Origin of the sequence: Streptomyces sp. NPDC059534 (genome assembly GCF_042743475.1) — a bacterium.
Lineage (GTDB): Bacteria > Actinomycetota > Actinomycetes > Streptomycetales > Streptomycetaceae > Streptomyces.
The window spans coordinates 1-13,986 of sequence record NZ_JBHWAQ010000007.1 but is presented as its reverse complement, the minus strand read 5'-3'; the positions used below and the strand labels follow the sequence as shown (position 1 = coordinate 13,986).

Here is a 13,986-nt window from a genome sequence, read left to right as displayed (position 1 = left end):
TGCAGCGCCCTTCCAGTTCTTGGTGGTGCTGCATAGATGACCCGCGACCGGTGGGATTGGTTGTAGCGGTTGCACAGGATCTCCGTGTGACGCGCGTCACGTCGGAGCCGGGGGGTGCGGCGGGGGCCGCGGTGCGGATGCGGCCGGAGACAGGGAAGGGCCCCGTGGCGCGATTCCGGTCGCGGCACGGGGCCCTTGGGGCCGGCACCGGTGTCAGGGCAGCTGCGGTGCCGAGCGGAGCGGCGCCGGGGGGCTGCGCCGCGGGAGGGGAGGGGATCGGGGGGATCGGGGGACGGGAGGATCGGGAGATCGGCCGGTTGCGGCCGGCCCCGGGCGTCCCCGGGACCGACCGCCCTTTCTGGGTGACCGGGCTGCTGTCCCCTGCTGCCCGGTCACACGCGCTGGTACGAGGTCCCACGACGTACCTGAGGTACGCCACACGCCCCAGCGAAGCCACGCGTGGTTTTTTCGGGCCCGCCCCTGGCTGGCACGGACACCCGGACCAACGAAGCCGGGTCGCGGCCGGTCACGCGCCGTACGGGTGAGAGCGGGCCCGAACTCAGATGCGGGCGGTGGCCCGCAGGCGTCCCCGGGGCGGCCGCGCGGGTGGTCCAGGAGCGGCCGCGGCGAGGCCGCGCGGGTGGTTCAGACGCGGCCCCGGCACAGCTCCAGCATCGTCATCGCCAGGGCCGTGCCCGGCTTGCCCAGGGCGTCCCTGTAGTGGCCGAGCACCTCCATCTCGCGGGCGAGGTTCACCCGGCGGCCGCCGGAGGAGATGCGGGCCTCCTGGATGACGGCCGAGACGGCCATCCGTTCCTGGATCAGACCGATGATCCGGTCGTCGAGCGCGTCGATGCGCTCGCGCGCGTCGCCGATCAGCGTCGCCGCCTCGTCGGTGCGGGCGCCGGTCTTCTCGGTCTGGGTCATCGCGGTCATGTCGGGCTCCTCGTGAGGTCGGACGCCCTGGAGCGACATGGCCCGGAGAAAAGCAGAACGCCCCGGGCCTTGTCGGCCCGGGGCGCCTGGGAAGTCGCTTGTCAGTTGCTCAAGCAGCACGACCATGGCAGCCGGTGGGCCGGTTGCCATAGGTAAAGACGAACGTCGTGAGCTTGCGCATGGCGACAGTATGGACCCCGCCGGCGGGCCCGGGCCAACCCGGGTTCGGATGGTGAGACGAAAAGTGCGACCGGCGCGCCGGTAGAATCGACAAATAGCACCCCCTTCGGGGGACCCTCTCCTACCGCCGGAAGGCCGCCGTAGTGTCATCAGCGACCCCCGCTGCCGCGCCCGACGTCTCCAACCCGGACGTAGTCCTCGTTGTCGACTTCGGCGCCCAGTACGCCCAGCTCATCGCCCGCCGCGTCCGCGAGGCCCGGGTCTACAGCGAGATCGTCCCGTCCACCATGCCGGTGGCCGAGATGCTGGCCAAGAACCCGAAGGCGATCATCCTCTCCGGCGGCCCGTCCTCCGTGTACGCGGAGGGCGCGCCCCGCCTCGACCGTGCGATCTTCGAGGCGGGCGTCCCCGTCTTCGGCATGTGCTACGGCTTCCAGCTGATGGCGACGACCCTCGGTGGCACCGTCGACAACACCGGCGCCCGCGAGTACGGCCGCACCGGCCTGCACGTCTCCAAGGCCGGCTCCACCCTCTTCGAGGGCACCCCGGTCGAGCAGTCGGTGTGGATGTCGCACGGCGACGCCTGCTCCGCCGCCCCCGAGGGTTTCACCGTCACCGCCTCCACGGACGTCGTGCCGGTCGCCGCCTTCGAGAACGACGCCAAGAAGCTGTACGGCGTCCAGTACCACCCCGAGGTGCTGCACTCCACGCACGGTCAGCAGATCCTGGAGCACTTCCTCTACCGCGGTGCCGGCATCGAGCCCAGCTGGACCACGGGCAACGTGATCGAGGAGCAGGTCGCGGCCATCCGCGCCCAGGTCGGCACCAAGCGCGCCATCTGCGGTCTCTCCGGCGGCGTCGACTCCGCCGTGGCCGCCGCTCTCGTGCAGAAGGCCATCGGCTCGCAGCTCACCTGCGTCTACGTCGACCACGGCCTGATGCGCAAGGGCGAGACGGAGCAGGTCGAGAAGGACTTCGTCGCCTCGACCGGCGTCAACCTCAGGGTCGTCGACGCGCAGGAGCGGTTCCTCACCGCCCTCGCCGGCGTCTCCGACCCGGAGACCAAGCGGAAGATCATCGGCCGCGAGTTCATCCGCGTCTTCGAGCAGGCCCAGGCCGAGATCATCGCCGAGTCGGCGGGCACCGGCGAGGAGGTCGCCTTCCTCGTCCAGGGCACGCTCTACCCGGACATCGTCGAGTCCGGCGGCGGCACCGGCACCGCCAACATCAAGTCCCACCACAACGTGGGCGGCCTCCCCGAGGACCTGGAGTTCGAGCTCGTCGAGCCGCTGCGCCAGCTCTTCAAGGACGAGGTCCGCATGGTCGGCCAGGAGCTCGGCCTGCCGGAGGAGATCGTCCAGCGCCAGCCCTTCCCGGGCCCCGGCCTCGGCATCCGCATCGTCGGCGAGGTCACCAAGGACCGTCTCGACCTGCTGCGCGAGGCCGACGCCATCGCCCGCGAGGAGCTGACGGCCGCCGGTCTCGACCGCGAGATCTGGCAGTGCCCGGTCGTCCTGCTCGCCGACGTCCGCTCGGTCGGCGTCCAGGGTGACGGCCGCACCTACGGCCACCCGATCGTGCTGCGCCCCGTCTCCTCCGAGGACGCCATGACGGCCGACTGGTCGCGCCTGCCGTACGACGTGCTGGCCAAGATCTCGACCCGCATCACCAACGAGGTCGCCGACGTGAACCGCGTCGTCCTCGACGTCACCAGCAAGCCCCCGGGCACCATCGAGTGGGAGTAGTCGCACCCGCTCCCTGAGCCCACCGGAGCCGTCGCCCCCGTGTCCGTCGCGCGGGGCGACGGCTTCGTCGTGTCCGGACTCTGGTGACTTGCCCGGCCGGGCGTTACCTTCCGGCGCATGAGCGTGATACCGGACCCCGTCCCCCTCGAACGGCTCCACTTCGCCATGCCGCCCGTCCACGCGACGGCCGAGGAGGAACGCACCCACCGCAGACAGCGGCTCGCGGGCGCGCTCCGGCTCTTCGGGCGGCTCGGGTACGAGGAGGGCGTCTCGGGCCACATCACCGCCCGCGACCCCGAGTACCCCGACTGCTTCTGGGTGAACCCCTTCGGGATGCCGTTCGAGGAGGTCACCGCGAGCGACCTCATCCTGGTCAACGGCGACGGGCAGGTCGTCCACGGCGGCCACCACGTGAACCAGGCCGCCTTCACCGTCCACGCCGAGGTCCACCGCGCCCGGCCCGACGCCGTCGCCGTCGCCCACACCCACTCCACGCACGGGCGGGCGCTCGCGGCACTCGGCGAACTCCTCGACCCGATCACCCAGGAAGCCTGCGCCTTCTACCAGGACCACGCCCTCTACGACGCCTACACCGGCGTCACCGTCGACGCGGAGGAGGGCCGCAGGATCGCCGTCGCCCTCGCCTCCTTCAAGGCGATCGTGCTCCGCAACCACGGCCTCCTCACCGTCGGCGGCTCCGTCGACGCGGCGGCCTGGTGGTTCATCGCCCTGGAACGCTGCGCCCGCATCCAGCTGGCCGCGCGGGCGGCCGGCAAGCCCGTCCTGATCGACCACCGGGACGCCGTCGTCACCCGGGAACAGCTCGGCAGCGACCTCGTCGCCTGGATCAACTACCAGCCCCTCTGGCGCAGGATCAGCCGAGCGGAGCCCGAACTCCTGTCGTAACACCATCGCCTCACCCTTCTGTACGTCAATGAGATGGCGCGGCAATCACTCTCCGGCGGGGCGCACGCGGCCGGTGCGAGAGCCGCCGGTGCGGCACAATTCCGGGGAATCAACGGTTGGTTGGCCCTACGGGACGCACCGGCACGTGTCGTGAAGTGAGCTCGTGAAGTGAGCTCGGGAAGTGAGCACCGTGGCGGTTCAAGAGGCGAGACAGTACGGCGACCACGCGACGGCCTGCGCCGGCTGCGCCCACTGCGGACAGGCCGGCCACCGGCGCGCCGTCGCCGCCTTCCTCGCCCGGCGCGACGAACTCGCCGCCGGGCACGGCGTCCCCGCGGCCGTCGCCCACTCGCCGGTCGCCGCCCGCCAGTGGGTCTCCGACGAGCTCGCCCAGTCCGCCCGCGCGGTCGCCGCCCGGGGCCGGGAGGCCGGGCTCGCCTGGCTCGACCGGGTGCGCCGCGGTGGCCTCGGCGCGGTCTGGGGCGCCGTCCTCGCCCTCCTCCTCGGTCAGGCCCTCACCGCCATCGAGGCCGGCTGGACCGGCGCCCGCACGGCCGGCCTCTGCACCGCCCTGGTCCTCGCCCTCCTGCTCAGCGCCGCCGCCCACGCCCACCGGGCGCGCGGCGGTCTCCTCGCGCCCCTGATCGGCGAGGACAACCGGCTCTCCACCACCCGCGCCGTCGCCGCCGCCTGGCTCCTCCTCCTCGGCTTCACCCTCCTCTTCCTGGCCTTCCGGTCGCCCGACGCGACCGCCTTCGGTCTGGCCCGCGGCGCGGGCCTGCTCACCGTCCTCGCCCTGGTGTCGGCCGTCACGGTCACCGCCCGCCTCGTCGTCGCCGTGGGCATCGCGTCCCGCCGCCTCCAGAAGGTGCGCGCCGACCGCCCGCGCGCCGCCGACCTGCTCTGCGACGACAGCGGCCGCGCCAGCCTCGCCGACGTCCAGTACCTCCTCGTCTCCGCCGCCGTCCTGGCCCTCGCCGCCGTCGGCCTCGCCCGCGACCCCGCCCGGCTCCCCGAGGTGCCCTGGTCCCTCGTCCTGCTCCTCGGCGTCTCGGCGGCCTGGCACCTCGCCGCGAAGTGCACCGAGGGCGTCCGCCCCACGATCCACTCCGTGGTCCGGTCCCGGGAGGCCGGCGACCTCGACGCCCCCATCCGCACGGGCGACGACATCGAGATCCGCGGCTGCGGCTTCGTCCCGCCCGGCGCCGGCGCCCCCGACCCGCTGACCCGCCTGGTCGTCCGTATCGGCCCCGTCCACGCCCATGTGCCGCTGGTGCCGGTGCCGGGCGGCTTCGCCAACCCCACCGACGCGACCCTGACCGTCCCCCTCCCGGCGGACGTGGAACCGGGCCGGGTGGAGGTCTCGGTCGTGACGGCCGCGGGCGTCGAGACCAATCGGGTCACGATCGACGTGGTCGACTGACCGTCCGGCCCCCTTCCCGTGTCCCCGGAGCCGAGTCCGAGGAGAATCGTTCCGCGAACAGTCGTACGGGGCGTGGAGAGGTGGCCGACGATGACCGGACAGACGGACCGGGCGGACGACACGGGCGGCACGGGAGGCGCCGGTGGTGACGGCCGCCGCACCGGGTGGCGGGCCACCCTCGACGAGTGGAAGGCGGTCGCCTCCCGCTACGCCCTCCTTCCGCTGCGGATCTTCCTCGGCGTCACCTTCGTCTACGCCGCCTTCGACAAGCTCACCGACTCGGCCTTCTTCGCCGACACCGGCAGCGGCTCCATCGGCGAGATGATGCGAGGCGTCCGCGACTCGTCCGCGATCCCCGCCCTCGTCGACCTCGCCCTCAAGAGCCCCGCCGGCTTCGGCTACGCCATCGCCTTCGGGGAGCTCGCCGTCGGGATCGGGACCCTGCTGGGTCTCTTCGCCCGCGTGGCGGCGCTCGGCGGCGCGCTGATCTCCCTGAGTCTCTGGCTGACCGTGAGCTGGCAGGTGAGCCCGTACTACCTCGGCAACGACCTCGCCTATCTGATGTCCTGGCTCCCGATGCTGCTCGCCGGGGCCTCGGTGCTGTCGGTGGACGCGTTCCTCGCCGAACGACGGCGCCGTATTCGATAGGCGACCCAGGTCGCGAGGCCAGCCGCGCCCAGGCCGCCGCAGAGCACGGGGATCACCACGTACCACGGTGTGGTCCAGGCGCCGGCGGCGTCGCCCGCGTAGAGCGCGGCCAGGGCGAGAGCGGTGAGTCCGGCGAGCAGCCGGCCCGGGCGGAACTCATGAAGCAGCACGGGTGACCTCCACCTGTCCGATGCCGACCTCGAGTGAGAGGTTCAGGGTGCCCGCCGGGGCGGTCCCGGCCGGCGGTTGGATCGTCCGGCTCACGTCGCGGTCCGGCGCGATGTCGATGTCGTTCGGCGGCTCGCCGGGCAGCTGCAGATCGCCCAGGCCGACCTGGGCGCGCAGCTTCACGACGGCGTCCTTGGGGACGATCACCTTGAGCTGTCCGGCGCCCACCTCGACCGACGTCGAGACGCTCGTGCCCGCCGGGACCGGGAGCCCCGACAGGTCCAGCATGCCGACGCCCGTGCCCACCTCGTAGCGCGGCTGCACGGCGGCGACGGACGTCGGCTTCCACGTCTCGCGGATCCAGTCCGTGGTGATCCGGTGGGGCAGCGCCACCGCCCCGGCGAGCAGCGCGGCCGTGATCACCGTGCGGAAGATCGTGCCGAACCCGGTCCGGCCGAGGAAGCTGCTGACGACCAGGCCGGCGCCGAACACCGCGAGGGCGGCGACCAGACCGGTCTGCAGACTCGTGCCCAGCGGCTGGGTCTCCCAGGTCAGAGCCGTGCCGAGCACGGCCGCGAGCACGGCGAGCAGATGGATCGGACCGGCGATGGAGCGCGGACTCCGCCGGACCGAGGGCTCGGGGCGCCCGGGGGCCGAGGGGGCCGGCCCCCACTGGCTGCCCGGCTTCGGCACCTCGCCGCCCACCCGGCCGTCCTCGTCCAGGATGCCGTGCGGCCCCCACAGGTAGCCCACGGCGACCTTGCCCGTCGAGCCGTCCTTGACTATCGGGTCCTTCCACCAGGAGGGGAACTCGACCAGGGGCGGCGCCTTGGTCTCGGGCGGCGCCTCGGCCACCGTCAGGGCGGCGGCGGCCGACTCCACCCGCCCCTCGGGCTCCACGACACCGCTCTGGCGCCGCCGCGACCAGACCGCCGCCGCGGACACCACGAACGCCATCAGCAGGCCGGAGCCCAGCATCGTCCCGCTGTGCAGCATCGACAGGAAGATCCCGCAGCCCACCAGGGCCATCAGCAGGGCGGCCAGCGAGGCGCCGGAGACCCGGCCGGTCAGCAACTTCCGGCCCTCGTTCTCCTCCTCGCCCGCGAGCGGGACCAGCAGCCAGGCGAAGCCGTAGAAGATCAGCCCGATGCCGCCCGGCACCGCCAGCACACCGACCGCGACCCGGAAGAACACCGGGTCGAGGTCGAAGTACCGGCCGAGACCGCCGCAGACTCCGCCCACGACCTTGCTGCCGCGTGAGCGCAGCAGGGGCGGGGCGGGATCGGCCTCCGCCGACGGCGGGGCCTCGTGCTGCGAAGGCATCGAACTCGTCATGCGTCCATGGTGACGGCCCGTGACGCCCAGCGGCACCGGGGCCGACCCTGGCCCGACCCTGATATTCGGCGCCCCACCGTCCCCGAGGCGTTACCAGGGGCGATCTCAGGGCCGACCCTGATGTCCCGTGCGGGCCGAACGTGTGACGATCAGTGCATGTCCGCAGCCGCTCGTGTCACCGACACCGACGAACCGCCCGTGCGCAAGCTCTACCGGAGCGCCGACGGGCGGTGGCTCGGCGGTGTCGCGCGCGGCCTCGCCGGGCACCTCGGCCTGCCGGTCGTCTGGGTGCGGACGGTCTTCGTCGTCCTCTTCTTCATGGACGGACTCGGTCTCGTGACCTACGCGGCCTTCTGGATCGTCGTCCCGCTCGGCGTCGGCGGCCGAACGGTCCCGCGCCCCGTCTTCGAGACCACCCCGGACGGGCGCCGCAGACTGCGCAAGCCCGACCGGGGCCAGGTCCTCGCGCTCCTCGCGCTCGCGGTCGGCGGCGCGGTCCTCATCGGGAACATCAGCCTCGACAAGGAGTCCGGGCGGTACATCTGGCCCGGGATCCTCATCTGCGTCGGCGTCGCCCTCGTCTGGCGGCAGGCGGACAACGCCCGCCGGGCCAGCTGGACCGACGCCGGGCGCCGCCGCCGCTTCCAGATCGCCCGCGGTCTCGTCGGCGTCGCCCTGGTCGGCACGGGCCTCGCGGTCTTCGTGGTGGTCCGCGGCTCCGTCGCCCAGCTGGGGACGGCCCTCACCGCCGCCGTCGCGGTCCTCACCGGCATAGCCCTGCTGGCCGGCCCCTGGCTGGTCCGGATGACGCAGGACCTCAGCGACGAGCGCACCATGCGCATCCGCGCACAGGAGCGCGCCGAGGTCGCGGCCCACGTCCACGACTCCGTGCTGCACACCCTCACCCTGATCCAGCGGAACGCCGAGGACGCCGGCGAGGTCCGCCGCCTTGCCCGCGCCCAGGAGCGGGAGCTGCGGAACTGGCTGTACAAGCCCGAGGGCACCGGCAAGGACGAGGAGCCGGAGACGGTCGCGGAGGCGGTGAAGAGAGCCGCGGCCGAGGTCGAGGACAAGCACGGGGTCCCGCTGGAGGTCGTCGTCGTCGGCGACTGCCCGCTCGACGAGGGACTGGCCGCGCAGATGCAGGCCGCACGCGAGGCGATGGTCAACGCCGCGAAGTACGGTGGCGAGGGTGGGGCCGTTCAGGTGTACGCGGAGGTCGAGGGCCGCACGGTCTTCGTCTCCGTCCGGGACCGGGGACCGGGCTTCGATCTGGATGCGGTGCCCGAGGACCGGATGGGCGTACGAGAATCGATCATCGGCCGGATGCAGCGCAACGGCGGCTCGGCCCGGCTGCGGTCCGTGCCGGGCGGGGGCACCGAAGTGGAGCTTGAGATGGAGAGGGCGGACGGATGAGCGACGAGACCGGTGCAGCGACCGGAACCGAGGCGGGGGCGGCGGGCACGGAGCGCCGAGTGCGGGTGGTGCTCGTCGACGACCACCGGATGTTCCGTACCGGGGTGCAGGCCGAGATCGGCCGGACCGAGGTGACGGGCGTCGAGGTGGTCGGCGAGGCCGCCGACGTCGACCAGGCGGTCACCGTCATCACGGCGACCCGCCCCGAGGTCGTCCTCCTCGACGTGCACCTGCCCGGTGGCGGCGGGGTCGAGGTGCTGCGCCGCTGCGCGAACCTGATGGGAGCGCCGGAGAACCCGGTCCGCTTCCTGGCCCTGTCCGTCTCGGACGCGGCCGAGGACGTGATCGGGGTGATCCGGGGCGGTGCGCGCGGCTACGTGACCAAGACGATCACCGGCACGGACCTGGTGGACTCGGTCTTCCGCGTCCAGGAGGGCGACGCCGTCTTCTCCCCCCGCCTCGCCGGGTTCGTCCTGGACGCCTTCGCCTCGACGGACGCGCCGCCGGTGGACGAGGACATGGACCGGCTCACCCAGCGGGAGCGGGAGGTGCTGCGGCTGATCGCCCGCGGTTACGCGTACAAGGAGATCGCCAAGCAGCTCTACATCTCGGTGAAGACGGTCGAGTCGCACGTCTCTGCGGTGCTGCGCAAGCTCCAGCTCTCCAACCGCCACGAGCTGACCCGCTGGGCCACCGCCCGCCGCCTGGTCTGAGCCCGGCGCGGTCATCCCACGCGGGTCGCTCCGGCGAAGGGCATCTCGTCGATCGGGGCGATCCGCACCGGGGCGCCGGGCCGGGGGGCGTGGATCATCCGGCCGCCGCCGATGTAGAGCCCGACGTGGCTGATGCCGGAGTAGAAGAAGATCAGGTCACCGGGGGCGAGCTGGGAGCGGGAGACGCGCTGCCCGGCGTTGATCTGGGTGTACGTGGTGCGGGGCAGGGAGACGCCGGCCGCGCGCCAGGCAGCCTGGGTGAGGCCCGAGCAGTCGTAGGCGGAGGGACCCGTCGCCCCCCACACGTACGGCTTGCCGAGCTGGGCGCGGGCGAAGGAGACGGCCTCGGCGGCCCGGGTGTTCGGGGCGGTCACCGGGCCGCGCTCGCCGCCCGAGGAGCGGTCGGCCCGCACCGTGGTGGAACCGGCCGGGCCCGTCGCGCCGGAGCCGCCGGTGCCCACCGCGGGCCCGGAGTCGTCACGGCCCGCGGCGGCGGCCTCGTACCGGGCCCGTTCCTCCGCGGTGAGCCGGGCGAGCAGGGTCCGTGCCTCGGCGAGCTTGCCGACCACGGCGGTCTTCTGCCGCCGCAGCTCCTCCTCGTGCACGCGCAGCGCGGTGAGGCGCCCCGCCGACTCGCCGCGCAGCTGACGGAGCGCGGCGAGCTCCCGTCGTACGGCACCGACGGCGACCGCCTGCCGGTCCCCGGCCTTCTCGGCGAGCGCGGCCCGCTCCAGGTACTGGTCGGGGTCGGAGGTGAGGGCGAGCTGCACCGCCGGGTCGAGGCCCCCCGAGCGGTACTGGGCGGCCGCCATGGCGCCGAGCGTGTCCCGCGCGCTGTTCAGGCGGTCGGTCCTGCGGGCCGCCTCGTCGCGCAGCCTGTCGAAGGCGGCGCGGGCTTCGTCGGCCTTCTCCTTCGCCCCGTTGTACCGCTCGGTCGCGACCTCGGCCTCTTCGTACAGCCGGTCGACCTTCGCCTTGACCTGCGCGGTGGTGGGCCGGGGGTCCGCGTGCCCGGACCCCTCGAAGAGCGTCGCGGTCGCCGCGGAGGCGAGGGCGAGCGTGGCGGCGGTGCGGACCGCCTGACCACCGAGGGGGGACGGTTTGGACTTTCGGTGCGCTGCCACGAGGGCGGGTCACATCCTCTTCCTGAGGGGGACGGTGCCCGCCGGGCCGACGGCGGCCGCCACAGGGGAGACGGACCGCCGCCGGGTTTTCTCGGCGGGGATGGCCGACAACCGCCGGATCGCCGACGGTGGTGGGGAGCCGGCCACCTGGTGGAGGACGCTAAACCTGGGGTCACGCCCCGGCGGGGAGTTGACCGCTATTGACGTCAGTTGGCGGTCGGGGACCGGTCTCGTCCGCTCCGGATACCGGGCCGGGGGACATTCGTGCGGTCGGCCGACCGATGCGGCGGAAGGAGTGGACCCGGCCGGAGAGCGGTGCTAAGGCCCCGGTTAGGCTCCGCCCCATGGACGTACTCATCAATGTCTTCGTCGCCCTGCACATCATCGGTATCGCCTCCCTCCTCGGCGGGTTCCTCACCCAGATGAAGGCGATGGGCACCGGTACGGCCCGCTTCAGCCCCGCGATGCTGCACGGCGCGCTGACCATGCTGGTCACCGGCGTCGCGCTCGTCGGCCTCAACCAGGCCGACGACCAGACCGTGAACAACCTCAAGATCGGCATCAAGCTGGCGATCCTCGTCGTCATCCTCGGCATCGTCTACGTCAAGCGGGACGAGGAGAAGGTCGACAAGGGCCTCTTCGCCGCGGTCGGCGGCCTGACCATGGCGAACATCTTCATCGCGACGCTCTGGGTGTGACCCGCGCCGGCGGCCGGGCGCGCCCCGCGCCGGCCGCCCGGTGTGAGCCCTTCCACAGAGACCGTTCCGAAGGCGTGCCCGGATGTCGGTGGGGCGTCCTAGACTCGTGAGGCGATGAGCAGCCTCTTTGACGACAGCTTCCTGGCCGGTCTCCAGAACCACTCCTCGGAGGAGCCCCCGCCCCATTCCGAGGACGACGAGCACGGCTCCCCGGCCGGGGAGGAAGTCCCGCACGACCTCTTCGGGGAGCACTTCGACGCACCCCCGCCCCGGGACGCGCACTACCGCGACGGCGCCCCGCGCCCCGTCGTGGACCCCGCCGCGCTCCTGGACGGGCTGAACGAGCAGCAGCGCGCCGCCGTCGTCCACACCGACACCCCGCTGCTCATCGTGGCCGGCGCCGGTTCCGGCAAGACCCGGGTGCTCACCCACCGCATCGCCCACCTCCTGGGCACGCGGCACGTGCACCCCGGCCAGATACTGGCGATCACCTTCACGAACAAGGCCGCCGGCGAGATGAAGGAGCGCGTCGAGCAGCTCGTCGGCCCGCGCGCCAACGCCATGTGGGTCATGACCTTCCACAGCGCGTGCGTCCGCATCCTGCGCCGCGAGTCGAAGCGGCTCGGCTTCACGTCCTCCTTCTCGATCTACGACGCCGCCGACTCGAAGCGGCTGATGTCCCTGGTCTGCCGTGACCTGGACCTCGATCCGAAGAAGTTCCCGCCGAAGTCGTTCAGCGCCAAGATCTCGAACCTCAAGAACGAGCTGATCGACGAGGAGTCCTTCGCCGACCAGGCCGTCGACGGCTTCGAGAAGACGCTCGCCGAGGCGTACCGGATGTACCAGGCGCGGCTGCGCGAGGCCAACGCCCTGGACTTCGACGACATCATCATGACGACGGTCCACCTGCTCCAGGCGTTCCCCGACGTCGCCGAGCACTACCGCCGCCGCTTCCGGCACGTCCTGGTCGACGAGTACCAGGACACCAACCACGCCCAGTACACCCTCGTGCGGGAGCTCGTCGGCACGGGCTACGAGGACCTCGGCCCGGCCGAGCTGTGCGTCGTCGGCGACGCCGACCAGTCGATCTACGCCTTCCGCGGCGCGACCATCCGCAACATCCTCCAGTTCGAGGAGGACTACCCGGACGCGACCACGATCCTCCTGGAGCAGAACTACCGCTCCACGCAGACGATCCTCTCCGCCGCCAACGCGGTCATCGAGCGCAACGAGTCCCGCCGTCCGAAGAACCTGTGGACGAACGCGGGCGCGGGCGCGCAGATCACGGGCTACGTCGCGGACACCGAGCACGACGAGGCCCAGTTCGTCGCCGACGAGATCGACCGGCTCACGGACGCGGGCGAGGCCAAGGCCGGGGACGTCGCCGTCTTCTACCGGACGAACGCCCAGTCCCGCGTCTTCGAAGAGATCTTCATCCGCGTCGGACTGCCCTACAAGGTCGTCGGCGGCGTGCGCTTCTACGAGCGCAAGGAGGTCCGGGACGTCCTCGCGTACCTCCGCGTCCTCGCCAACCCCGAGGACAACGTCCCGCTGCGCCGCATCCTCAACGTGCCCAAGCGCGGCATCGGCGAGCGCGCCGAGGCGATGATCGACGCCCTCTCGCTGCGCGAGAAGATCACCTTCCCGCAGGCGCTCAAGCGGGTCGACGAGGCGTACGGCATGGCCGCGCGCTCGGCGAACGCCGTCAAGCGCTTCAACGCGCTGATGGACGAACTGCGCACCGTCGTCGAGTCCGGCGCCGGCCCCGCCGTCGTCCTGGAGGCCGTCCTGGAGCGGACCGGCTACCTGGCCGAACTCCAGGCGTCGACCGACCCGCAGGACGAGACCCGGATCGAGAACCTCCAGGAACTCGCCGCCGTCGCCCTTGAGTTCGAGCAGGAGCGTGGCGAGGAGCCGGCGACCCTCGCCGAGTTCCTGGAGAAGGTCGCGCTGGTCGCCGACTCCGACCAGATCCCGGACGAGGACGAGGAGGGCCGGGGCGTCATCACCCTGATGACGCTGCACACCGCCAAGGGCCTCGAATTCCCGGTGGTGTTCCTCACCGGCATGGAGGACGGCGTCTTCCCGCACATGCGCGCCCTGGGCCAGGCGAAGGAGCTGGAGGAGGAGCGCCGCCTCGCGTACGTCGGCATCACGCGCGCCCGTGAGCGGCTCTACCTCACGCGCTCGTCGATGCGCAGCGCCTGGGGCCAGCCCTCGTACAACCCGGCCTCGCGGTTCCTGGAGGAGATTCCGGCCGCGTACCTGGAGTGGAAGCGGACCGGGCCGATGGTGAAGCCCGCCGGGCCCACCTCGGGGATCACCTCCTCGCTCTCCTCCTCGCTCTCCTCCTCCCGGTCCCGCTCCGGCCCCTCCGGGTTCGCCACCCGGCGAGCCGGGGAGAAGCCGGTGATCTCGCTCCACGTCGGCGACCGGGTCACGCACGACCAGTTCGGGCTCGGCACGGTCATGACGGTGACCGGTGCGGGTGCGGACGCGCAGGCGACGATCGACTTCGGGGACGAGAAGCCGAAGCGGCTGCTGCTGCGGTACGCGCCGGTCGAGAAGCTGTAGTCCTCGCCCGCGCGAAAGGGCCCCCGCCGGCGGCCGGGGCCCCCGGGGGGGCCCCCGGGGCGGCCGGGGGGGGGGGGGGGGGGGTGGGGGGGGGTGGGGGGGCGGGGGGGGGGGGGGGGG

11 protein-coding genes are annotated in these 13,986 nt (G+C 72.7%); 8 read left to right on the top strand and 3 right to left on the bottom strand.

What is annotated here, in order from left to right; all coding sequences use genetic code 11:
- Nucleotides 1–645: 645 nt before the first annotated feature.
- Nucleotides 646–936, bottom strand: coding sequence for a chorismate mutase (locus ACFVZH_RS10740; RefSeq protein ID WP_384895467.1), 291 nt, complete (start codon nt 934–936; stop codon nt 646–648).
- A gap of 323 nt (nt 937–1,259) precedes the next feature.
- Between ACFVZH_RS10740 and guaA the strand changes: the two genes are divergently transcribed.
- From guaA to ACFVZH_RS10720, 4 genes are all read left to right on the top strand, one after another.
- Nucleotides 1,260–2,861: a glutamine-hydrolyzing GMP synthase gene (gene guaA / locus ACFVZH_RS10735; RefSeq protein ID WP_384895465.1), complete on the top strand. Its 1,602-nt coding sequence runs from the start codon at nt 1,260–1,262 to the stop codon at nt 2,859–2,861.
- 117 nt (nt 2,862–2,978) lie between these two features.
- Complete coding sequence (locus tag ACFVZH_RS10730) at nt 2,979–3,767, top strand: class II aldolase/adducin family protein (protein WP_384895463.1); 789 nt, start codon at nt 2,979–2,981, stop codon at nt 3,765–3,767.
- Nucleotides 3,768–3,957: 190 nt separating this feature from the next.
- Nucleotides 3,958–5,190: a hypothetical protein gene (locus ACFVZH_RS10725; RefSeq protein WP_384895461.1), complete on the top strand. Its 1,233-nt coding sequence runs from the start codon at nt 3,958–3,960 to the stop codon at nt 5,188–5,190.
- 90 nt (nt 5,191–5,280) lie between these two features.
- Nucleotides 5,281–5,838, top strand: coding sequence for a DoxX family protein (locus tag ACFVZH_RS10720; RefSeq protein WP_384895459.1), 558 nt, complete (start codon nt 5,281–5,283; stop codon nt 5,836–5,838).
- 156 nt (nt 5,839–5,994) lie between these two features.
- On the opposite strand, the gene ACFVZH_RS10715 is transcribed toward ACFVZH_RS10720, so the two are convergent.
- Nucleotides 5,995–7,341, bottom strand: coding sequence for a PspC domain-containing protein (locus ACFVZH_RS10715; protein ID WP_384895457.1), 1,347 nt, complete (start codon nt 7,339–7,341; stop codon nt 5,995–5,997).
- Nucleotides 7,342–7,497: 156 nt separating this feature from the next.
- On the opposite strand from ACFVZH_RS10715, the gene ACFVZH_RS10710 reads away from it, so the two are divergent.
- The gene (locus ACFVZH_RS10710) at nt 7,498–8,757 is read left to right on the top strand and encodes a PspC domain-containing protein (RefSeq protein WP_384895455.1); all 1,260 of its coding nucleotides are present in this window, start codon (nt 7,498–7,500) and stop codon (nt 8,755–8,757) included.
- Complete coding sequence (locus tag ACFVZH_RS10705; protein ID WP_384895453.1) at nt 8,754–9,470, top strand: LuxR C-terminal-related transcriptional regulator; 717 nt, start codon at nt 8,754–8,756, stop codon at nt 9,468–9,470. Before ACFVZH_RS10710 ends, ACFVZH_RS10705 begins: the two co-directional genes overlap by 4 nt.
- A gap of 11 nt (nt 9,471–9,481) precedes the next feature.
- On the opposite strand, the gene ACFVZH_RS10700 is transcribed toward ACFVZH_RS10705, so the two are convergent.
- A complete protein-coding gene (locus ACFVZH_RS10700; protein ID WP_384895451.1) occupies nt 9,482–10,594 on the bottom strand; it encodes an NlpC/P60 family protein in 1,113 nt (370 codons plus the stop codon).
- 344 nt (nt 10,595–10,938) lie between these two features.
- Here ACFVZH_RS10700 and ACFVZH_RS10695 point away from each other — a divergent pair, with 344 nt between their 5' ends.
- Together ACFVZH_RS10695 and pcrA are read left to right on the top strand one after the other, a co-directional pair.
- Nucleotides 10,939–11,292: a hypothetical protein gene (locus ACFVZH_RS10695; protein ID WP_384895449.1), complete on the top strand. Its 354-nt coding sequence runs from the start codon at nt 10,939–10,941 to the stop codon at nt 11,290–11,292.
- Nucleotides 11,293–11,406: 114 nt separating this feature from the next.
- Nucleotides 11,407–13,866 carry a DNA helicase PcrA gene (gene pcrA / locus ACFVZH_RS10690; protein WP_384895447.1) on the top strand — a complete coding sequence of 820 codons (2,460 nt, stop codon included), beginning with the start codon at nt 11,407–11,409 and terminating at the stop codon, nt 13,864–13,866.
- The last annotated feature ends 120 nt before the right edge of the window (nt 13,867–13,986 follow it).

Excerpts from the sequence above, each read along its gene's own strand:
- ACFVZH_RS10695 (WP_384895449.1), top strand. The coding sequence starts at position 10,939 with ATGGACGTACTCATCAATGTCTTCGTCGCCCTGCACATCATCGGTATC.
- ACFVZH_RS10730 (WP_384895463.1), top strand. The coding sequence starts at position 2,979 with ATGAGCGTGATACCGGACCCCGTCCCCCTCGAACGGCTCCACTTCGCC.
- ACFVZH_RS10720 (WP_384895459.1), top strand. The coding sequence starts at position 5,281 with ATGACCGGACAGACGGACCGGGCGGACGACACGGGCGGCACGGGAGGC.
- pcrA (WP_384895447.1), top strand. The coding sequence starts at position 11,407 with ATGAGCAGCCTCTTTGACGACAGCTTCCTGGCCGGTCTCCAGAACCAC.
- ACFVZH_RS10705 (WP_384895453.1), top strand. The coding sequence starts at position 8,754 with ATGAGCGACGAGACCGGTGCAGCGACCGGAACCGAGGCGGGGGCGGCG.
- ACFVZH_RS10710 (WP_384895455.1), top strand. The coding sequence starts at position 7,498 with ATGTCCGCAGCCGCTCGTGTCACCGACACCGACGAACCGCCCGTGCGC.
- ACFVZH_RS10740 (WP_384895467.1), bottom strand. The coding sequence starts at position 936 with ATGACCGCGATGACCCAGACCGAGAAGACCGGCGCCCGCACCGACGAG.
- ACFVZH_RS10715 (WP_384895457.1), bottom strand. The coding sequence starts at position 7,341 with ATGACGAGTTCGATGCCTTCGCAGCACGAGGCCCCGCCGTCGGCGGAG.